The sequence below is a fragment of the Paenibacillus sp. CFBP 13594 genome (assembly GCF_014842675.1).
In the GTDB taxonomy this organism is placed as follows: Bacteria; Bacillota; Bacilli; order Paenibacillales; family Paenibacillaceae; genus Paenibacillus; species Paenibacillus amylolyticus_B.
The window spans coordinates 157,525-178,832 of record NZ_JACYVQ010000006.1; the positions used below are offsets into that span (position 1 = coordinate 157,525).

At 40.7% G+C, this 21,308-nt stretch carries 18 protein-coding genes; 14 read left to right on the forward strand and 4 right to left on the reverse strand.

The window, feature by feature from the left end:
• Positions 1–26: 26 nt before the first annotated feature.
• Positions 27–422, reverse strand: a complete 396-nt coding sequence (locus IFU39_RS19855) for a hypothetical protein (protein ID WP_149846468.1) — start codon at positions 420–422, stop codon at positions 27–29.
• 549 nt (positions 423–971) lie between these two features.
• Here IFU39_RS19855 and IFU39_RS19860 point away from each other — a divergent pair.
• The 8 genes from IFU39_RS19860 to IFU39_RS19895 all read left to right on the forward strand — a co-directional run bounded on the left by IFU39_RS19860 (position 972) and on the right by IFU39_RS19895 (position 9,397).
• On the forward strand, positions 972–1,613 hold the full coding sequence (locus IFU39_RS19860; protein WP_192134436.1) for a hypothetical protein: 642 nt from the start codon (positions 972–974) through the stop codon (positions 1,611–1,613).
• Positions 1,614–1,791: 178 nt separating this feature from the next.
• The gene (locus IFU39_RS19865) at positions 1,792–2,352 is read left to right on the forward strand and encodes a hypothetical protein (RefSeq protein ID WP_149846470.1); all 561 of its coding nucleotides are present in this window, start codon (positions 1,792–1,794) and stop codon (positions 2,350–2,352) included.
• A gap of 151 nt (positions 2,353–2,503) precedes the next feature.
• Positions 2,504–3,793: a hypothetical protein gene (locus IFU39_RS19870; RefSeq protein WP_192134438.1), complete on the forward strand. Its 1,290-nt coding sequence runs from the start codon at positions 2,504–2,506 to the stop codon at positions 3,791–3,793.
• 262 nt (positions 3,794–4,055) lie between these two features.
• Positions 4,056–4,574, forward strand: coding sequence for a hypothetical protein (locus tag IFU39_RS19875; RefSeq protein WP_149846472.1), 519 nt, complete (start codon positions 4,056–4,058; stop codon positions 4,572–4,574).
• A gap of 121 nt (positions 4,575–4,695) precedes the next feature.
• The gene (locus IFU39_RS19880) at positions 4,696–4,842 is read left to right on the forward strand and encodes a hypothetical protein (RefSeq protein WP_188310536.1); all 147 of its coding nucleotides are present in this window, start codon (positions 4,696–4,698) and stop codon (positions 4,840–4,842) included.
• A gap of 976 nt (positions 4,843–5,818) precedes the next feature.
• Entirely contained in the window at positions 5,819–8,062 is a 2,244-nt protein-coding gene (locus tag IFU39_RS19885; protein ID WP_149846473.1) for a protein kinase domain-containing protein, read from the forward strand.
• An 810-nt stretch (positions 8,063–8,872) separates the two neighbouring features.
• Positions 8,873–9,058, forward strand: a complete 186-nt coding sequence (locus IFU39_RS19890) for an aspartyl-phosphate phosphatase Spo0E family protein (RefSeq protein WP_149846474.1) — start codon at positions 8,873–8,875, stop codon at positions 9,056–9,058.
• A gap of 36 nt (positions 9,059–9,094) precedes the next feature.
• Positions 9,095–9,397 carry a hypothetical protein gene (locus IFU39_RS19895; RefSeq protein ID WP_149846475.1) on the forward strand — a complete coding sequence of 101 codons (303 nt, stop codon included), beginning with the start codon at positions 9,095–9,097 and terminating at the stop codon, positions 9,395–9,397.
• 124 nt (positions 9,398–9,521) lie between these two features.
• Here the strand turns inward: IFU39_RS19895 and IFU39_RS19900 are convergent, their stop codons facing one another.
• The 3 genes from IFU39_RS19900 to IFU39_RS19910 all read right to left on the reverse strand — a co-directional run bounded on the left by IFU39_RS19900 (position 9,522) and on the right by IFU39_RS19910 (position 15,181).
• On the reverse strand, positions 9,522–11,201 hold the full coding sequence (locus tag IFU39_RS19900; protein WP_149846476.1) for an ABC transporter substrate-binding protein: 1,680 nt from the start codon (positions 11,199–11,201) through the stop codon (positions 9,522–9,524).
• A 134-nt stretch (positions 11,202–11,335) separates the two neighbouring features.
• A complete protein-coding gene (locus tag IFU39_RS19905) occupies positions 11,336–12,946 on the reverse strand; it encodes a response regulator transcription factor (RefSeq protein ID WP_192134440.1) in 1,611 nt (536 codons plus the stop codon).
• 423 nt (positions 12,947–13,369) lie between these two features.
• Complete coding sequence (locus tag IFU39_RS19910) at positions 13,370–15,181, reverse strand: sensor histidine kinase (RefSeq protein WP_192134442.1); 1,812 nt, start codon at positions 15,179–15,181, stop codon at positions 13,370–13,372.
• 274 nt (positions 15,182–15,455) lie between these two features.
• Here IFU39_RS19910 and IFU39_RS19915 point away from each other — a divergent pair, with 274 nt between their 5' ends.
• The 6 genes from IFU39_RS19915 (at position 15,456) to IFU39_RS19940 (ending at position 21,240) form a co-directional block, all read left to right on the forward strand.
• Positions 15,456–16,313 (forward strand): ABC transporter permease, encoded by an 858-nt coding sequence (locus tag IFU39_RS19915; RefSeq protein WP_179086446.1) that lies wholly within the window; start codon positions 15,456–15,458, stop codon positions 16,311–16,313.
• 16 nt (positions 16,314–16,329) lie between these two features.
• Entirely contained in the window at positions 16,330–17,202 is an 873-nt protein-coding gene (locus tag IFU39_RS19920) for a carbohydrate ABC transporter permease (RefSeq protein WP_091015104.1), read from the forward strand.
• A 196-nt stretch (positions 17,203–17,398) separates the two neighbouring features.
• Positions 17,399–18,055: a hypothetical protein gene (locus IFU39_RS19925; protein ID WP_192134444.1), complete on the forward strand. Its 657-nt coding sequence runs from the start codon at positions 17,399–17,401 to the stop codon at positions 18,053–18,055.
• A gap of 43 nt (positions 18,056–18,098) precedes the next feature.
• A complete protein-coding gene (locus IFU39_RS19930; RefSeq protein ID WP_192134446.1) occupies positions 18,099–18,566 on the forward strand; it encodes a GNAT family N-acetyltransferase in 468 nt (155 codons plus the stop codon).
• Positions 18,567–18,685: 119 nt separating this feature from the next.
• Positions 18,686–20,302 (forward strand): xylulokinase, encoded by a 1,617-nt coding sequence (locus IFU39_RS19935; protein WP_192134782.1) that lies wholly within the window; start codon positions 18,686–18,688, stop codon positions 20,300–20,302.
• 296 nt (positions 20,303–20,598) lie between these two features.
• Entirely contained in the window at positions 20,599–21,240 is a 642-nt protein-coding gene (locus tag IFU39_RS19940) for a FusB/FusC family EF-G-binding protein (RefSeq protein ID WP_192134448.1), read from the forward strand.
• Positions 21,241–21,308 lie beyond the last annotated feature (68 nt).

Here is a 21,308-nt window from a genome sequence, read left to right on the forward strand (position 1 = left end):
GTATTGGAGTGAAAGACAGCAGTTCCTCATCGGGGACTGCTGTCTTTGTGTTTATATGCTCTTTGGCTTTTGAAGAAACTGTAAATGACCATTAGAATATTCAATAATAATAGACCTATATATCCATCTGTTAACTTTGTACGTTCAACCCACTTGTTCACTAACTCTCCAGAGAGAGCTTGTTTTCCTAAATATTTATTTATATCATTCGGATGAGTTTCATCTATATATATAAGTGGAAACTCCATGCTGTTGGAAGAAGCAGCTAGCGGCGGATAGAACTCTACCCATTTTTGACCTGCCCATCGATCATACTTATAATGCAAGTCTGCGCTGGATTCAAGATTATCCCACCTGAGAAAACCCAATATGATTAGAATACAAAGTGTAAAGACGCTAAATATTAACTTCTTGTTATTCAAATAAACACCATCCTTATGTGTGTACTACTAACAATATCACTGTGTGAAAACAACTTTATCATCCGTTTATTCTATCAGCATTTTCCGTTATCTGTAAGTAGATTGTTTCAATGAAATGCTAGTAAGTAAAAAACCAATCGATCAAAGAATCGTTGCAGCAGGTTTTCGAAGAAGCTAGACAGCCTGCAGGGATTGCAAAAGTGGTGAGTATTCATGCGCTTCGCCACTCATTTGCTGGAAAACGGGAAAGATCTACGGTACATCCAGGTGCTACTCGGTTATAAAAGTGCACGAACAAACTCAGCGCTATACGCATGTTAGTATGAAAAATATTCATCGCATTCAAAGCCAATCGGATCATATGGATACGGGAATTGAGCCTCCCTATAATTCTCCCTTTTTCACCAAATTTTTCTTCGCAAAAGTCACCGTATAGGTTATCATATACCTAGTTCAGATATCAGGCAGGAAGTGTGGTATTTACGAAGTACATAGATTAGGTAGTTAGGCGAAACTTCGTAGTAGATAATAATAAAGAGGAGTACATTAATGGATTATGCTATTATCTGCATGAACGAGGTTTTTCCAAGTGATAATGATGTTGCTAAGTGGGTAGTTGGATTGGCAGTCATACATAATGATTTTCTCTTTCTAAAGAAGAAGTTATTCAAATCTTCAGACGTGCTTTCGGACTTGATTTCAGAAGCACCATCTATCCTTAAAATTCTCACTGCTTCCCTAAGAGAGGCTATTTTCTATCTAGAGGAGTCTGAAAAATTAGCAGAAATAAGGACATATATTAATTCTTTACCTGAGCAGTTAATCCAGATGTATATGGCTCTTAAACTTCTATTTAGAAACGGTGCAAAGGCAGATTTATTGCAAAAATTAACAAACGCAAGAAACATAACTTATCATTACTCCAAACCTCAAAGGAACGAACTATCAGAAGCATTAAAAGCGTTGAGCAATGAAATTATATTTTACGAAGAGAACGACCAAAGGTTCTTGTTTGCAGAGCACGTAAGGAATACAATTTTATTAAATTCATTGTTTTCGTCTAATGAAATCAGATTAGGACAAGAGTTGCCCATATCAGAATTAATAATAAGTATTAAAGAATCTATAGAGACCTTCATTGATTTTTCTAACAAGGTGAGTAGACACTACTTGGAAGATTTTTGTGAGTGATTCATTGCAGCATCGCCTAACATAATATTCAAGCAACGGCTCCGTTGGAGCCTTGGTCTGCGGGAAGGAATTCGAGGAGGGATTTCAGCAGACAACCCCTTCGGGGTTCGTGAATACAGGAACGTTAGATGAAATTCCTTAAAAGCAATAGATATACTAAATTAAAGGAGAAATTATCGTGGGAACATATGAATTAAAACTTAAATTTAATTTTGGTAATAATACGTTGTATGAATTGGGGTATTTTTCTACAGATTTATATCAATTGATTGTTTTTAGTGAGTTGATGCAAAACGAAAGATTTTCGCTTATTGATGAGAACTTTTTATCCTCAAGACAAAAATTCATTATGACAAGAAATAATTATTTGCTTAGAGAATTCAGAAATAGAGCACAAATTAAAAGTATCAACAATGGATGTATTGAACTTGTTATTGCTGGAGTATCATGTATGGCAACGATAATAGTCCCATGCCTTATTTATAGGTTGCAGGCAAAAAACAATAAATCTCAAGATATATTTTTTGAAATAAGTACAAATGATAGTGAATTAAATGAATTCTTAGATGAATTTAATAAAGGGCTTTATGGGAAAGGAACCGAGGGTTTAACATGGTTGTTTAAGAGATTAGAAGAGAAAGGATATAGTGTTAGTTCATCAGGAGAGCATGTCTTTAATATTGAAAGAATGATAGAAAGATATGAGAAACGCACGATTAAATTAATAAATAAATATTGATTGAGTGTAAAGCTAAAAGCCAGGAACATCATCTAACAATATATTCACGCTGCGGGCATACGCCCTTGATCCGGCATACGCCGGACACTCGACAGGCGTCGAGTCGTGAATACAGGAACGTTAGGTGAAATTATTGCAAAGGATGGTAAACATGAAAAGAACAAAAGCTCAAGTCGAATTTGAAACTATATTTAAAAAATTTATATTTAATATTAATTCACTAAGAACGTACATCAAAAGTGTTTCATTATCGCTTGATAATCAAAAAAGTGATCAAAAATTCGTTGAATCTCTTGATAATGCAATAGAGCTTCTTATTCGCAAGAAAATAAATCCTTCTGAATTTAACGACCATAATGAAAAATTTGAAGAACTGGAAGAGAAACTCAAGGAGAAATTCAATTTAGAAATTGATTTAGAAGAACCAGAAACCGCAAAAGTTACAATGACTGGCGGTCTTACTGGAAAGATAAAAGATCAGTTTGAATCTTACAAATTAAATAAGAATCAAGTTAATATCTTATACCAAAGTTCATTGATAAGTCTTGCTACTTTTTTTGAGTTATTAGTTGCGAGTATTATTAAAAAACGTTTATTTGATTATCCTAGTGCTTTGAATATTGATGAAAGATCTTTAACTCTCGAAGAAATTAGAAAGCTTGGCTCATTTGAAAATGCAGAAATATATCTAATTGAAAATGAAGTTGAACAAATAATGAGAAAGAATATACTGGATTGGATTGAGTATATGAAAAAAAACTATAAATCAAAATTTCTATTCCTAACTGATATAGAGGCTAAACTTTTTGAAGTTTTTCAGAGAAGAAATCTCTTTGTTCATAATGAAGGAATTGTAAATAACATTTATTTATCAAGAGTAAATCAAGATTTAGTTAAAGATTTTAGCCTTGGGAAGAAGATAATTATTACTAATGAATATATGGATGAAACAATTGATTTAATTGAATATGTAGGAGTAATTCTTGCACTGGAGTTGTGGCAAAAATTCGAAAAAGTGTCTATGGTTCGTCAGGATCTTATACAAGAATATGGATTTGAATTTATGCTTCAAGGAAAGTGGAAATTATCTAGAGAAGTGTTTAGTTTACTAATAAATGAAAGAGAGATTGGTAATCGTAGTAAAACTATGGGGCTTATTAACTATTGGCAATCATTTAAAAATTTAAACGAGTATGATCAGGTAATTGGTGAAATTGAGAAGGAAGATTTTTCTGATAGAAGTCTGGATTTCCAACTATGTTTTTTCGCTCTTAAGGATGACTTTAATAATTTTTTTAATATTCTTCCAGAGGTCTGTCCTTCGGAGATATCTCTTGAACATTTAAAAAAATGGCCAATTTTTAATTCTGTTCGACAAACAGCTGAATATGAAGCTTTTATTGAGAAAATGACAAACACAAAAAATGAAATAATATCGTAAGTTTACTCATAGAAGGTGAAAACATCACCTAACACAAGATTCACGCTGCGACCTGTGGTCTTGGTCCGGACCGGAGCAATAAGAAGCGGATTCGGTTGGAGTAATTGCAGTGGCAGGGAAGCAGATTCAGCCGGACAACCCTGCACTCCCTTAGCACATCGCGGTCCTTACCTTCGCTCACTTAAGGCTGTGAGGGTTCGTGAATCCAAGAACGTTATGTGAAAGTAATTGGAAGATCAAAAGGAGGTAAATATGAATAATATTGGAATATATATTACTGATTTCTGCAATAACAGTGGCTTATTTGACTTACAGAAATCAAATGAAGCTAAAAGCTTTTGAAATTTTCTTGAAAAGAAGGGAAGATGTACTTAGTGATATTGAAAAATACTTAGAAATGTTACATCAAGTTAAACTAGAGATTGATTTAGATAATGACGAGAAGAAACCAAATTTGTCTAAATTCAGTACTGAATATTTTCATGAAGGTCTTATATTATTTCATAAAATTAAAGGTGCTAATTTTGGGGAATTTTCAAATATATTAGCGAGTAATTTCTGGACATTAATCAATGAAAGATTAACCAATAATAAGTTAGATAAGGATGAACTTCTTGATTGGATTCATAGAATTCAAAACATATTATCTATTTTATATGGATTTGCACATAGTACAGTAAATTCAGAAATCCAGTCAATTACATTACCCCTTCATAAAAAGACATTGAAGTATTGGAAAGAAAGAAGGAAAACTAGAAACTTGAAGGACGAACAAAAGTGATTACAATCCGAAGAAGAAATTGCCTCCACATAACATAATATTCACGCTGCGGACATTCGTCCTTGGCCCGGCATTAGCCGGACACCCGACATACGTCGGGTCGTGAATACAGGAACGTTACATGGAATTAATTCTTGAAGGTATTTTTATGTTTGACGATAATGAAATACTGAAAATAGAAAACGAGGGTTATGAAAACGACAATAACCCAATGTTTGGAGAGTATCAAAGAAAATTTAACTTTGAACCTATTCCCTATGGTTCGTGAGAGACATGTATTTAAGGAGAAAGTGCTTCTGAATTAAAAGTAAATTATGTGTATTTTGGAGAAGTAAGAGTGAATATAACTCTTTATTAAATTGAACAGAAAAGATTTGAGACACCGGAACTCGCTGATTTAGATAATATGCAAAATTGATTTGTAATGCCATAAAAGGCTCAAAATGAATACTTATTGATGATCCTCAAATTCAATCATTGAATATTTCGTGGATTGAAAATGAAAAAGAAGCGCATTTTGAATTGAAAGTGTCTGGACCCCCTGATGATTTTGTAATGAAACACTTAAAGTTGTACGAGATGTCAAATAAGTTATTTTACCCTATAATCAGAAATTTGGACAACAGAAGGGTAAAACATAACGAAATTAGACAGGAAGGACATGATTTAAATAAAGCATTTTACCGAAGTAGAAGTATACACCGATTCTAATGGAATTTCATAAAAACAGAATTATTGATTCAGGATTTAAGGTAGTAAAACTTAAGCGTTGGAGATCTTCTGATCTATTAAACTACATCTAACACAATATTCTCGTTGTATGAATGCGCCTTGTGAGCAGGTGTAGCCAAATGTTTTTTTGAATCCTGAGTTTCTCAGATGTTTTAGCACACCGAGTTCTTGAAAAGCAGGTCTCATTTGAAGTGGAAGTTTATCTAGGGATGACTTTTGTTTTATCATGGAAGGACACCTCTTCTGTGGTTTAGTGGATCTCTACAATCTCACGTTACCAAATGAAGAGGTGTTTTTCTATATGGGCAAGATGGGCTACTTGAATCGGCTTCACATTAACCTCGGCCTGGGGTTAACTCGATTTTGACTATGCGAAAGTTGAGTTAAGAAACCCCATGATCGATTTTTTTATGAAAGTTAGTTGAATGTAATAAGGACGGACTTGTGGATCTTAGCTAATATATAAGAATTATCATGAAAATGGTTTGAGATGATACGAAAGGGAGATTTTTATGTCTAAAAATAAAAAACGTAAGGACCAACAAAAAGTTTGGGAAGATCAATTTGAAATTGTTTCGGAATTAGGAGTAGGTGGTAACGCTAGAGTATATCATGTTATAAGAAAAATCGATAAAGCAGAATTCGCATTAAAGCATCTATACAATAAAAATGAAGAGAAGAAAGGTAGATTCATTGATGAAATTCAAGTAATAATAAATAATTTTGAAAGTATAGATGGAATTATTCCAATTAAAGAATATTCTGAAAAAGAATTTTGGTACACTATGCCAATCGCTCTACCGATATTAGAACATATAAGGGTTTCGGAGGAAACTATAGAAGAGATCATAGATGGTGTTATTCAGCTTTCTATAACATTGAGTAAATTACATTCCAAAGGAATTTCTCATAGAGATATAAAGCCCTCAAACATATATTTTTACAATGGAAGATACTGTTTTGGAGATTTTGGATTGGTTGAATTCCCAGATAATCCAAATGACTTCACAAAGTCAGATAAAGGTCTTGGAGCTATCTTTACAATTGCCCCAGAAATGAAACGAAATCCTAAAAATGCTGATGGAAAAAAAGCAGATGTTTTTTCTATAGCTAAAACAATGTGGATGTTACTTGCAGGAAATGAACTAGGGTTTGATGGAGTATATAACTTCCTTGATAGAAGCCATAGTTTGCGTTTTATGGATTTATTTAAAAGTGTTCATCTTGTGGAATTGGAAGAGTTATTGGAAAAATCAACTGATAATAGCCCTGAAATCAGACCGAGCATTGATATATTCGTAAAGGAATTAAAGTTTTGGTCGAATATTTTTAATGATTATGAAAAATCTCAGGCTAGTGATTGGAATTTTTTGAATAAATATCTATTTGGAAACAATCCTCCAGAATCTACTGTATGGAGAAACGTGGGGAAAATAGTTGACGTCTTAAATGTAATTGGTACGCTGCCTGCATATAATCACATCCTTTTCTCAGACGGTGGTGGATTAGATTTTAGCATGGCTCGGGAAGCTGATGAAAATGGGTGTATCTGCTTATACGATTCAATTGGATTTTGTTTTGTTGTAAAGCCAAGTTGCCTACGCTATGAAGGGTTTAGTGAAGAGTACGTTTGGAATTATTTCTTGCTTGAACTAGACGAGCTGTCACCAATTTGTTTTAATCATGACGTATCCCGTGAATATCTTGTTGAAGACTATCCAGGAAATTACGTTTCTGCTGATTACTCTCAGTATGGTGTGTATGATTATGATAGTGGCGAACCACTTCCAGATAACTATAAAATCGTACATCGATATTTGAAAGGTAAATTCTTAATAGTGCTAAAAAATGGTCCTTATAATGCAATCCCCGCTACATATGATGGTAGACATGGTGATTGCAATAACGATGAGTTTAGAGAGTATATCAATAAAATTATAGTAGCAGTTAATACTTTGAAGAGTAGAGGATTTGAAGAAGATAGGATTTTAGGCAGTTCATTATTTAACGAAAATCCGTTTAAAACAACCAAAGAGATTAAAAGGACTACTAAAAAAGGGAATATCAAAAGTACAAGGGAATTTATAAATTCAAACTATCTAGAATGGTGTCTTTCGGAATTTATTGCTAATGAAAAGTTTTGTAAAGGAAACATCGCATTTAATATTTTATATAATGTGAAAAAGGAATCGCATTATCCCACGTATTCAAGGGAAAAGTTCTACCTTTGTAAGGATGGTTATATAAAAAGTTTAAATGAGGAAAATGCAATCGAGGCGTACTGTATTTATAATAGAGAAGATGCATTGCATCTACTTGATAAATTCACTAATTATGTTAGTGATATTCTTGTTCGAAATGGGCTTGATTTACTAGAATATGAACAATATTTTTCAATAACCTTAAAAAAAATTGGAAAACCGACTCATCTATTTACAAAGTCAGAAATTGAAGAAGTTATGCGAATTGCTGATGATCGTAACCATAACATGCTAGTAATTGATGAGAATGGGTATGCTAAAGTTATTCAAGATATAAACAAGGGCATTTTATATCCGGTAAGACATGAATCATGGAATGCTGGAAATGTATATGTTGGAAAATACTCTAAACTTTCGACATTGGATGATGTTTATGTATCATCTCTACAAGGATGGTTAATGTACTTGCAATCCGGGGTAAGTATGTATATGGATTATGTACATGAGAATAAAGATATAGATATTCTAATACAGGAAATTAGAGAGTATTACTAAAATTATTATTAATGTTTTATGAGACTGATGATTCCAACTTAGTGCATAGCATGAATATTTAGAGAGTTTGCTTCATTGTGTATCTGGATGGCATTTGCATACATTCTTTATTTGCGTGTACTACATCTAGAGTAATAATTTATCCATCAATAATCGTTAAGGAGCCACCCTTTGTGATTCAGGGACTGGCTCTTTTCCTTTTTATATTAAAACCTTAAAATAATTTAATGTTTTTGGGCTCAAAGCCGAAATAAGTGCTTGGTTTAAAACAATGCTCATGTTGTACCATGAATTTTGTGAAATAGGTTTTGTGGATGCTCAAGTGCCAAGCACTTATTTTAAGGTTGAGCCACATTTTTATAAAAATATTTAAAGGATGACAAATGATAAAAGCATTAGTCTTCTTGCGTGGAGAAAATTTCACTATGGGCAGAATTGATTTTGAAGCTGGAGTGCTGACCATTTACAATGATAGCGTTCGTGGTTAAAACTCATTTATCAGATTTCCCCTTCAAGTAAATCCCCGACAGGTATCTAACCCTAATGTCTACATTCTGGCAAGAAACTCTGTTGTTTGATGCTTTTATTTTTGCCGATAGCTACAACCCGGGAACTGATAATATTTTTAACATCAAAGGTTTATAGCAGTTTTAATTCGAAACCTGCATTAAAACAATCATATTTTTATGTAAAATTTGGATGAGACAATAGAATGGATGTGCACCATAGAGCTAGGTTTGCATTAAAAGGTTGCTTCCGTCTAACAGCAACAAGACATGATGTGGTTAGACCCATTAGAGAGGTGGATGTATGAGCCGATTGCTTGACTTATTGGAAGTGGAACGGCGCATGCTTAATCAGCTTGGTGAGGCATCCTTGAAGCAAGCGATTCCGTTGTGGGAGAACCCTGAGGTTCAGGAACAGAGCCGGAGGGTGGATGAACTGGTGGCCCGAGTGAGTGAGATGAAGGCGAGACATAATCGAGTTGTACGATGATGAGCGAGGTACATAATGCTTAGGGGAGGGGAAGCAATGGATTTTCCACAGTGGATGCAACGAGCGATTCAAGCAAGGCTGGATGAGGTATCTGCCCGAATCGAACATGATACTGAACTTAGTCGTGTACGTGGGGAAACCGACGAAGCTTTTGAAGCTTTGTTTGCTAGCAAAGATGTCGAGCAGACACCAGAATATGCTGAGTGGGAGAGTCGATATATTGTCAGCAGAGGCATAGAAAATGAGCGGTTGTACATGCAGGGGCTAAGAGATGGGATTCGGCTCACTGTATCCTTGCTAGGTCAGTCGATGCCGGAGGAGATTGATACGAAGGCTTGATCCACTAATGCGAACCCAAAAGTAAGGGGGAGCGACCCCGATCTTAACTTAAAAAACCAGCCGAAGCGGTAAATTACACGCTTCGGCTGGTTTTTTAACGCTCTACTTTTCCAAAATCCAAATATTAATTCGCACTTACAGACTTAAACCAATCATTCACTTCTTGAGTGATCTGATCTCCGCCATTGGATTTCCAGTTGGCAACGAATTGGTCAAAGGCATCAATTGGCAGATTGCCGTAGATGATTTTGTTGAAGGTTTCCATCTCGGACTGACGGAGCAGGTTCCATTTGGATACCATGGTTGGTGTGGCTGCGCCAGTGAAATAGTTTTGTTTACGGATATCGATCTGGGACATGACGACTTTACCTGCATACCAGTTTTCCGGTTTACGGAATTCGGCCATTTGTTTCTCGTACGGTGTTTCAGGCTTCTCGCCGTTGGCCAGCTTCACGAGTGTTTTCATGTACAGATCCGGGATACGTGCTGGGCCGGTCAGGAAAGGGAATTCGTTGGAGAAGTCTTTGATCTTCTCTTTGTCACTGGTCGGTTGTCCGTCAATGATATCCCAGTCGTAACCTTTGGCGAAGCCGTATTCATACTCACTGCCCGCTTTCGGGTTAGCCAGGTTATCCAGCAAGTAGTTGTAATACAGGAAGATGGCTTCTGGATGCTTCGCATCTTTGTTGATCATGATACTTGCGTTGACACCAGAGTTCTGCCACTTCGTACCAATCTTGCCGTCTGGGCCAGCTGGAACAGGGTAAGCTTTATACTTAGAGCCAGGTACGTTCTTCAGCAGGTCAGGTGCTGGCCAGTCTGGTACCCAGTTAGCGCCAGGCAGAATGCCCGCTTTGCCAGCTGTCCAGCTTTCAGCGGATTTACCTTCGTCCCACAGAGCGGAGTCAGCGTGGATATAACCTTTATCCATCCATTCAGCCAGCTTGGCAAGGGCTTGTTTGGCACCCGGGTTAACGGAGCCGTACTCTAGGTTGCCGTTTGCGTCTTTGTTCCATTGCTCTTCAATTGTACCGTATGCACCGAACAACCAGTCGAGCTGACCCATCCAGGTGTTGGTGTTATTTTTCAGCGAGATTGCCAGCGGGAATACTTTGTCAGGAGACAGACCGTCCGGGTTTTCGTTCTTGAATTTGTCCATGATGTTCTCAAGGTCTGCGATGGTTTTCGGCGCTTCCAAGTTCAGCTTCTCCATCCAGTCCTCGCGGAGCCAGAGCAGCGTATCGTCGTTATCGGTGTACTCCATGATCGGCATGTTGTATTTCTTGCCGTCCTTGGTGAACGGATACCACAGTTCAGGATGTGCTGCTGCGTGATCTTTCAGGGTCTGGCTTGCGTACTTGTCGAACAACTCATCGATGGCGATGAATTGACCGGAGTCGATCAGTTGATTGGTCAATACCGCATTGGTGGGTACGGTGACAAAATCAGGGAGCTTCTCGCCAGAGGCGATAGCCAGTTGCAGCTTTTGTCTGTATTGATCGTCATTGGCCGGATACCAGGTATCTTTATGCTTCATACCCAGCGTTTCGAGCATCCAGCGATCGTGCACGTTATTTTCTTTGGTATCTCCTTGCACGTATTTCTTCGGCATTAATACCGAACTGAACTCGATGGGTGGATCATATTTTCCTTTAGCAAAAGCAGCTTCTGCTTCCGCTGAGCCGACAGTTCCCGGCGTATTATCGGTACCATTGTCACTGGCTGTCTCGCCACTGCCGCACGCAGTGATCGTGATGAGCGCGATAACCATGAGCAGTGACCACCATGTTTTAAATTTGATCATTGTTCAATCCCCCTACGGTGTATGATCTTTACAATGTAACTGTACCAATTTGAGCGGGAGGGCATCTATATGAGTTTGTTAGTTTCCATAGGACTCTATTAGTGAATGTTCCAAAAGAACAGCTTTCAGTCATGTTATTTGTGCTGGTCTCTGTATTCTTGCGGCGTAACGCCGAATTGACGCTTGAACACTTTGATAAAATAAGCCGGGTCCATATAACCAATCTCCATGCTGATTTCATATACTTTTTTGGTGGTCGTCACCAGCTTGTGACAGGCCCGATCCATACGCAGGCGCGAGATATAATCACTGATACCTTCGCCCGTTTCGATTTTATAGATCTTGGACAAGTGGGTCGGATGCAGATTGACATGGTCAGCGAGCACGCGCAAAGATACATCCAGATGCAGGTTTTTATCTGTAAAATCCTGAATCTTCCTCACATAATCCGAACGAATATCCTTGATCTCGTTGGATGTGCCTTCCTTGAGTTTGCCTAGCACGCTGAGCGACCATTTCCGCAGTTTGCTGATGGTAGCGAAAACTTCGCCACTTTGCAAATCTTCGACATCATTGCCCATTAAAGTGGTCAGAGTGAGCTTGTTCCGGTGGGCGATGTTGGTGAACGAAGCGGTAATAAGAAAACCTGCCTCCATGCAATGTTCCCAGGATTCCGACCATTTCTCATCCAGCTCTGCGCAGACTGCGAGGATTTTCTCTTCGGCGGCATCCCACTGTCCGCTTTCCAATAGACTAATGAAGGTGGGCGGGGTGTAAAGTACATCCAAGGGGCCTTTCGCCGCAGGTGTCTCGACATCGCTAACGCGCATGACAAATTCGCGTTCGTCGCCGACGATCTGCCGGAAATAGGCCGAAGCCTGACGGAAACGATCGTAAATCTGTTCCGGGAAGGTGAACCACTCAGTGATAACGATGGAGAGGGAGCCTTTCAGAAACTGCTTTACTTTGGATTGAAGCTGAATCGATAGCTTCTCCAGCATGGTTTCTTTGCCAATATCACCTTTCCGTTCTTTCAACTGTAGCAAAAACACCAGATATCCGTGCTCCTCCTTGACGCCCCACACTTCCATAAACTCACCCATAATCTCTTCCGCCATGTTGATGATCGCATATTCGATCAGGGTCTGATCATTGCTGTCATAGTGTCCGAATTCTTCTTCCAAACGAACCAACATTAATGCGGCATCCCCTGTGTGAAAGGGTAGATCGTAATTGGCAAGCTTCCGCTCCCATTCGGCAGCGGCGATTCGTTGTCCCTGCAGAGCCCCAAGGAGCAGTCGTCCTCGCAAATGGGGGAGATTCTCTCGCAATGTAAATTGCGTTCGTGTCAGTGAACTGACCAGTTCCCATTCATTGTTCAATTGATCGATGGCTTTCTGCACAGCACCCATTAGTTCATCGTCAGTGGGCGGCTTCAGCAGATAGTCTACGGCTTCGAACTGGATGGCTTTTTTGGCGTACTCGAATTCGGAATACCCAGATAACAGGATGCACTTTATTTTTTTGTCCCGGATGCGGATGCGTTCGATTAGTTCAATGCCTGTCATTTCGGGCATCTGGATGTCCGAGATCACGATATCGATGGGGTGGGTGTCGATCATTTGTAGTGCTTCGTGTGCCGAGTAGGCTTTATGCACATGCTCAATCCCCAGCGTATGCCAGGGCTTGGTCATGGACAGGTTATCGACCCAGTGTGCTTCATCGTCTACGATCATCATTTGCATGTTGTAGTGTCTCCCTTGGTGGTATATAGGTCTTAAAAGTTAAAATCAATGGATGCTTCTTGTGAACGAGGTCGCTACGGATTTGAAGGGTTCTTTCGATCGCTGTTCAAGCCCCATTTTCTGAATTAGATGATTATAAGGTTAAAATGATGCTTGAAAGGCGAACACTTCGTTTCTACAGAATCCCTTCAATCCTTCGCTTTGGTTCACGTAAAGTCTAACCCTTTATTTTAAAAATGAGCCTTATATAAAGGTTGAATTTGTAATAGGGGCGAAGGCTGCGATTCTTGTGCAGCCTTTTTAATAAAAGCCGCACAAGAGAACACTTCCGAGCACTTCGTTTCTTCAGGTTTTTTCTGTCCTCCGCGTTCACGTGTAAATGGTTCGTTCAAAATCAAATATCAACTTATCGTTCGTATCATATCAATTCGTATCTGTACTACCTTTATCGGAATCCGTATCCTCTTTTGATATCTCCCAGATGATTTCGGTTCGGAATCCGCCAAGCGGGGATGGGCCGAATAGGAGGTAGGAATGGCTTCCGAATGTGTGCATGATTCGTTGATTCGTATTCCAAAGGCCGCAGCCCATTTCTTCTTGCAGTGGTTCCTGCATCTTCAAGTTCAGCGCTTCGTACTGTTCCGAGCTTAGGCCGGGGCCATCGTCGTCGATGTATATTCTGCCAAAACCGTTCTTGCGCTCCCCGGTAATTCGGATTTCCCCGGATGAATAGGACTTCGCCACGCCGTGTATGACGGAATTCTCAACCATTGGCTGAAGCATTAATCGTGGCACCGATTGGGCAAGCATATCCTCAGGGATATCGATGTGATATTCAATCCGGCCATTGCGCAGCTTCTGAATGTCCAGATAGTTGATCAGCAGCTTGATCTCTTCCTGAAGCGAAGACGTCTCTTTTTCCATACGGGTGGTATAGCGATAATACGCACTTAGGTTATGCGCCATGGAGACCACAGCTTGTTCGTCCTTCATCTGGGCCATGTTGATGATATAACCAAGACAATTATATAGGAAATGCGGATTGATCTGCGCTTGTAATTGCTTCAGCGTAGCTTCCCTCGCTCTAATCTTCTCATGGAACACATTCTCGATCAGATCCTGAATCTGATGGGACATATCGTTGAATCGGCGGAACAGGAATGAGAATTCATTCTGGTTTTTGCTATGCAGTCGAACGGAATAATCGCCCTGCTCTACGCGGCGTAAACCTTTGATCAGCTGTTTGATGGGATACTGGACATTCCGGTACAGCAGGATGGAAGCCGAGATGCCCACAACGAGTAGTAAGATCATACTGGTGTAGAACAGATTCTGACTGAGCGAGATGGGTTTCAAAATCTGATACAGCGGGATGACGTCAACCAGATGCCAATCCAGATAGGTGGACTTCACGGAGCTAACCAGATATTTCTTTCCGTTCAGTTCGACCACGTCCTGTGTGGTATCCTCTGGTGAGTGCGTATCCAGATACTGAGTAAGTGCTGCGGATAACTGCTTGTCCGCGCTGCGATTCAGAATGGGTTCATTTCCTTTGTGATATAAGAAAGGATCGCCTTGTCCGCCTGCTTTATACGTATCCAGCATATTCTGAATGTTCTCATAGCTGAAACTGGCTTCAATCACCAGATTGCTTCCCGTGAGCATTCCTGGTTGGGCAAGGGAGTCCGTATAGAACCAATAGAAGGATTTCATCTCATCTTGTGATTCGGCACTTTGGTCCCCATAGGTCCATTGTCCGCTCATATTTTTTTTCAAATAGGCCTCATCATATCCGGTAGTTCGGTTGTAGTTGGCGATGACATCCTCATTCTGCTGTGAATACACCGCATATCGGGTAGGCCATATATCGGTAACGCTCGTCTGAAGCATCATCTTCTCCTGAATTACATAACGGGTCTGCATCCGGTCATATCGATCATCCCACATGTTCAGGCCGTTGAAGGCTCTGACATTCGGATCTCGGGAGAGAATCAGGCTGAAATCCATCATCTGATTGATACGGGAGTCGATCTGACTGGACAAGAACGTGAGCTGCTTCGTGTTGGAGATCTGTAATTCTTTGCTGACGACATCGTAGGTGACGTTGTTGGAGTAGGTGTACATGATCAGAATGGGGATGAACAAGACCACAATTAACAGATTTATTTTGGCGAATAGACTGAATCGGGATCTGGTTTTATTTTGAAAAGGCATGAAGCGCTTCCATATATACATAAAAAGTCTCCTTCTAATTCGTGTGTAAACAACTTCTTCTAGGATGGCCCTAACAAAACACTATCAAGCCTAACAATGTTATATAGCAGACCTCAGTATGGCTTGATACTATTTATATCAGAGAACCCCATCACACACAAAAACTTTTTTTGGGAACAGGAGCAGTGCTATGGAGGCTAAATTGGAGGGTAAGCGGGTCCCGCAGGCAAACGTTGGGAACAAGCTGGAAAAAAAGAGAAAAAAACGCTATAAACAGCCATGGATTCTGCACTTCATGGTGTTGCCGGCGGCCATTATGGTCTTTATATTTTCATACATTCCGATGTCCGGGATTTTGATGGCATTTCAGGATTATAAACCTGCACTGGGATTTTTCAATTCCGAATGGGTAGGGCTAAAGCACTTCAGGTACATGTGGGAAAATGATTACTTCCTGCAAATTACGTGGAACACGCTATTTTTTGCCTGTACGAAGATTGTCATGAATCTGATCATTCCGTTTGTCTTCGCCTTATTGCTCAACGAGGTACGGAAGATGGCGCTAAAAAGAACGATTCAAACGCTCGTGTATCTACCACACTTTCTGTCTTGGGTAACGTTATCCGGTATCCTGATCGACATTCTAGCCCAGACGGGTATTGTCAATCAGTTCCTGGTTTCGGTATTCGGTATCAAGCCGATTTTCTTCCTGGGGGATGGCAGCTGGTTCCGATTCACGATTATTGCGAGTGACGTCTGGAAAGAGTTTGGATTCAACACGATCATCTTCCTCGCGGCATTGTCCGGCATTAACCCGGCTCTGTATGAAGCGGCTGAGGTGGACGGCGCAGGACGCTGGAAGCAAACGATGTATATTACCATCCCGGCTCTTATTCCGATTGGGATCGTCATTGCAACCTTGGCACTGGGGAATGTGCTTAACGCCAACTTTGACCAGATCTTTAACTTATATAGCCCGTTGATTTACCAACAAGGCGATATTATCGATACGTTTGTGTATAGAGAAGGTCTGCTTAGTGGGCAGTTCAGTTTCGCTACCGCTGTGAATCTGTTCAAATCGGTCATCAGCCTAATCCTGATTGTGATCTCGTACCGACTGGCTTACCGATTCGCCGGATACCGAATTTTCTAGAAAGGAGGACGAACGAATGTATCATAAAACGATGCCTTACCGCATATTCAGCATATTCAACAATGTGTTACTGACCCTGCTTTCACTGCTCTGCTTGCTGCCTTTGTATCACTTGCTCATGGTATCTCTTAGCGCATCTGCACCTGCGAATGCTGGTCTCGTCACGTTCTGGCCGATTGGATTTACATTGGAGGCGTATGCAAAAACATTTGCCAATACCAACTTCCTCTCCTCCTTATGGGTATCTGTGGAGCGGACGGTACTGGGTACAGGACTTGCGTTAATCGTTAATACGATTGCAGCCTATGCGCTCTCCAAGGAGACGCGGGTGTTCCGCGCACGTAACATCTATCTGTGGTATTTTGTCATCACGATGCTGTTCAGCGGTGGTCTCATTCCGGGGTATATCCTGATTCTGAAGCTGGGACTGATGAACACATTGCTGGCCTTGATCCTGCCGGGATTGGTTGCGGTGTTCAACATCATTCTGTTGCTCAATTTCTTCCGTACCGTTCCGAAGGATCTGGAGGAAGCTGCATTTATCGATGGGGCAGGACATTTTCAGACGTTTATCAAAATCTATCTGCCAGTCTCCGTACCTGTTATTGCAACCGTTTCGCTCTTCATGATGGTGGGGCATTGGAACGCATATTTCGATGGGATTATCTACATCCGTGATGCGGAAAAGCTGCCACTCGCGACATTCATGCAGACGATTATTGTACAGGCCGATATGTCGAAGCTTGATCCGGAAGCGGTGAAGAACCTGTCCCAACGGACGATTCGGGCTTCGCAGATCTTTATCAGTGCACTTCCGATCTTGTTAGTGTATCCGTTCCTGCAACGGTACTTTGTAACCGGGATTGTGGTTGGTGCTGTTAAGGAGTAGTTAAATGTAAGGGTTAGAATAGGGCTGTGAAATAGGAGTCACTGAACTGGGGAAGGCCAGGGAGGTGGCTTCTTTTTGGTGTATGGATAAAGAACGTTGCATATATGTAGTCTATTACCTTTATTTGAATAAAATGGTACGATAAAAAATGAAATGCAAGTATATCCTGATTATTCCTATCGAGGAGTTGTACATAGTGAAAAAGATGATGATGTTTACACTTGCTATAACGTTATTAAGCTGCTCCATGGCTCATACCGTTTCAAGTGCACCTAAGAAAATCAGCGTGATATTTAATGAAAAGGAACTCCAAACAAAGGCAGGAGCCGAAGCAAAAATGATAGACGGCCGAGTATATATCCCGGCTAATATCCTTCGAGGTGCGAGATTCTCGGTAGAGTATAAAAACTCAACGCTTCATTTGGTTAATAGCTATTTTCTGTACACCAGAAATTTGATGGAGATGCATGTGTTGAATCACATCTTTACAACTCGATTCAACAAGATGGATCAGGAAGTGGTTCACATTTTGGGCAATGTACTTCTGGAAGAGCCGGTAGATTTCTCGAAATTACACGAGTTCATAGCGGAAGCTGAATCAAATGTGGGAATCCGACCGGAGGACTTTACTCCCGTGCTAGATTATAATTCGTTTGATTTTGCACCTACGAGACAAAGTGTAGAAGCATACAAAAAAGCAAGTCGTGAGTTAATCGCTTATGTCGATACTGGAGACACAGAGAGGTTGAAGTCGTTTTACGAAGAAAGAAAACAGGCACTTGAGTATTACGATTCTTACACCAATGTGTATGATCTTATTTTTAAAGCGAGTTTTACGAGTGCAGTTAGATAGAGAAGAAACTAGTAATGATGACAAGTGCAGGAGGGAATTCAAAATGGAATTTAGAAGAATAACTTGGGATAATTTTATCGAATGTATTGAACTTAAAGTCACTCCAGACCAACAAAGATTCATATCCTCGAACCAACATGCACTTGCTGAAGCGTACGTTGCCTCAGATGAGGGGCAGATTATTATTACTTTTGCAGTCTATAAGGAAGACAATATGGTAGGTTTTATTTCGATGTACTATGATGACGGGGATGGCAACTTTGAATATAGCAGTTATGGCATCTTCAAGATGATGATTGACCAGCGATACCAAGGTAACGGATATGGTAAAGAAATCGTAGTAAAAGCAATTGAGTATGCGAGGACTTTCCCACGTGGAAAAGCCAAAGTTGTAGAACTCACCTACAAACCTGAAAATCTAGCTGCGAAGAAAATTTATGACTCTCTTGGTTTTATTCAAACCGGTGAAATATTGGCATGTGGTGAAGTACAGGCGGTATTACCTTTGTAAATGTCCGTTACAGCTCCAATCCTGCTCTTTCTTCATGAAATTTACACCTTGATTTGGGCTATTCAAATCACCTATTCCCGAATCGAGCTATTTCAAATTCAGAGAGGATGAATACGATCATGGGTCAAAACTTGCAACAAGCAATAGTCAGGGGAGAAACTTCGCTAGGCATTGAATTTGGATCCACACGAATCAAAGCTGTACTCATAGATCAACATTTTAATACCATCTGTTCCAGCAGTTATGAATGGGAAAATCAATTGATTGGCGGTTACTGGACTTACCATATGGATGAAATGATTCATGGGTTGCAACAAACCTATCATCAATTACAGCAAGAGATTGAGGAAAAATATGGTGTAACGATACAAAAGATTGGATCAATCGGATGTTCTGCTATGATGCAGGGTTACATTGCACTTGATCAGGCAGGGGAGTTATTGGTTCCGTTCCGTACATGGCGTAATGCCACAACGGGGAAGGCTGCATCAGAGCTAACCGAGAAATTCCAGTTTAAAATTCCAGAGCGCTGGAGCATCGCACATTTGTATCAAGCGATTTTGAACGGAGAAGAGCATGTCACGAACATCAATTATATTACGACGTTATCGGGTTACATACATCGACTGTTAACTGGCAGTAAAGCTATTGGTATAGGGGATGCCTCAGGCATGTTCCCAATGGATGAATCCACACGGGGATATCATGAAGTTATGTTGAAGAAGTTTGACGATTTAATTGCTGACAGAGGCTACGCGTGGAATCTTATAGATATTTTACCTAATGTGTATACTGCCGGTGAACATGCCGGATATCTTAGTGAAGCTGGTGCGCGACTGTTAGATCCATCGGGTAGGTTGGAATCCCATATCCCACTCTGCCCTCCGGAAGGCGATGCCGGAACAGGCATGGTTGCTACGAATAGTGTCCAAAAATGTACGGGCAACATTTCCGTGGGTACATCGATTTTTGCCATGATTGTATTAGAGAAAAACCTATCTGCGGTATACCCTGAGATTGATATTGTCACTACACCTGATGGCAATCCTGTGGCTATGGTGCTTGCGAATAACTGCTCCAGCGATATTAATGCCTGGGTCGACTTGTTCCGTGAATTTTATGTGGCGATGGGGATGAAACCCGATATGAATCAGTTATTTAGCGTCTTGTTCAATGAAGCGCTGAAAGCTGACGCGGATGGCGGTGGCTTACTGAGCTACGGCTACTATTCAGGCGAGAACATTACAGGAATTGCGAAAGGTCGTCCGTTGTTCGTGCGTTCTCCAGAGAGTCGCTTCAATCTGGCAAACTTCATGAGAGTCCATCTGTTTGCTGCATTTGCTGCACTCAGGCTCGGACTGGATATTCTCACACAGAAGGAGCACGTAACGATTGAGCACATATGGGCGCATGGCGGATTGTTCAAAACCCCACTTGTCGCTCAAAAAATGTGCGCATCCGCACTGAATATTCCCGTTTCGGTCATGTCTACCGCGGGCGAAGGCGGAGCATGGGGAATGGCTATTTTGGCTTCCTACATGGTGAATAAGCAGCAGCATGAGGGTTTGGCGGAGTACCTTACTACTAAGGTGTTTATTGATGCAGAAGGACAAGAGGTTTCTCCAAATAGCGCGGATGTGAATGGATTTGCCTTGTTCATGGAGCGTTACACTGAAGGACTGGCCATTGAGCAGTCAGCAGTAGATCATTTCGTGGAAAATGGGAAGAAAGCCTGAGAATCAATCATATTTCCTGAAAAGAGAAAACTGGAACGAAGCCCGTTGCCTACGCTATGCTACCCTGATATAATTTCGATATATCTATCGTATTGGGGGTTATGACGTGGCAATATGGATGATGCCGGATTGCTCGTTCGCTAGAAAGCCTTACGCAAAGCCTGAATAGGGGCGGACTTTGTGTAGGGCGCGACAAAATGAGATCGTTGCCCTGGAATCAACATCAACATCATGGTTCAACCCGCAGGCTTTGCACCTTACTTTATTTTCCTAATAAAAATAAGGGGCTGAAAGCCATGCAAACACCATTTATTCATAATCATCAATTCAATTATATTCAAAAACAAGCTGATTTCCTGCTCAAAACGCTGCGCTCGGTCGTGGACCCCAAAGTATTGGATACGGTCCGTTATACCGTCAGTACGAATGCCGTTGGCATCTTCGATGATCTGACGCCGGAACAAAAGCAACTGCTGGAGCAGTTATCCACGTATGAGAAGACACATGAGTTGCAGACCTATCTGAACCAGCTGGAAGCATATCTGATTCCATTTCCGCAAGTATCCGCGAAGCAGATTCAGAAGCTGTTTCCCAAGGTAAAGAAGCTCAAAGTGCCGGATCTGGAATCCGTCGATTACGCACGTACAACTTATCTGAGATGGACCGACATTGCTACCGATCGCTTGTTCATCGTGTATCCGCATGAAGGCAGATTCCTCGGAATTGAGGGACGGCTTACAGCCACGAACAAGAAAGGGTATTGCATGTTCTGTCATCGCCATCAGGAGCTCGGATTTTTCAACGTGAAAACCAAGAGTTATACGCCGGACAACAGTTCTTCCGTGGCCCAGTACGTATGCATGGATAACACAGCTTGCAACCATAGTATTACCGATACCAGTATGTTGGAGAAGTTCCTTCTCTCGACCGTAAAATAATTGCATTTAAACAGACAGGGTCGCTCTTTGGAGCGACCTTTTTGCTGTGTTCCAGCGGAGTTGCGGCG

Excerpts from the sequence above, each read along its gene's own strand:
- IFU39_RS19860 (WP_192134436.1), top strand. The coding sequence starts at position 972 with ATGGATTATGCTATTATCTGCATGAACGAGGTTTTTCCAAGTGATAAT.
- IFU39_RS19870 (WP_192134438.1), top strand. The coding sequence starts at position 2,504 with ATGAAAAGAACAAAAGCTCAAGTCGAATTTGAAACTATATTTAAAAAA.
- IFU39_RS19880 (WP_188310536.1), top strand. The coding sequence starts at position 4,696 with ATGGAATTAATTCTTGAAGGTATTTTTATGTTTGACGATAATGAAATA.
- IFU39_RS19885 (WP_149846473.1), top strand. The coding sequence starts at position 5,819 with ATGTCTAAAAATAAAAAACGTAAGGACCAACAAAAAGTTTGGGAAGAT.
- IFU39_RS19890 (WP_149846474.1), top strand. The coding sequence starts at position 8,873 with ATGAGCCGATTGCTTGACTTATTGGAAGTGGAACGGCGCATGCTTAAT.
- IFU39_RS19895 (WP_149846475.1), top strand. The coding sequence starts at position 9,095 with ATGGATTTTCCACAGTGGATGCAACGAGCGATTCAAGCAAGGCTGGAT.
- IFU39_RS19900 (WP_149846476.1), bottom strand. The coding sequence starts at position 11,201 with ATGATCAAATTTAAAACATGGTGGTCACTGCTCATGGTTATCGCGCTC.
- IFU39_RS19905 (WP_192134440.1), bottom strand. The coding sequence starts at position 12,946 with ATGCAAATGATGATCGTAGACGATGAAGCACACTGGGTCGATAACCTG.
- IFU39_RS19910 (WP_192134442.1), bottom strand. The coding sequence starts at position 15,181 with ATGTATATATGGAAGCGCTTCATGCCTTTTCAAAATAAAACCAGATCC.
- IFU39_RS19915 (WP_179086446.1), top strand. The coding sequence starts at position 15,456 with ATGGTGTTGCCGGCGGCCATTATGGTCTTTATATTTTCATACATTCCG.
- IFU39_RS19920 (WP_091015104.1), top strand. The coding sequence starts at position 16,330 with ATGTATCATAAAACGATGCCTTACCGCATATTCAGCATATTCAACAAT.
- IFU39_RS19930 (WP_192134446.1), top strand. The coding sequence starts at position 18,099 with ATGGAATTTAGAAGAATAACTTGGGATAATTTTATCGAATGTATTGAA.
- IFU39_RS19935 (WP_192134782.1), top strand. The coding sequence starts at position 18,686 with ATGGGTCAAAACTTGCAACAAGCAATAGTCAGGGGAGAAACTTCGCTA.
- IFU39_RS19940 (WP_192134448.1), top strand. The coding sequence starts at position 20,599 with ATGCAAACACCATTTATTCATAATCATCAATTCAATTATATTCAAAAA.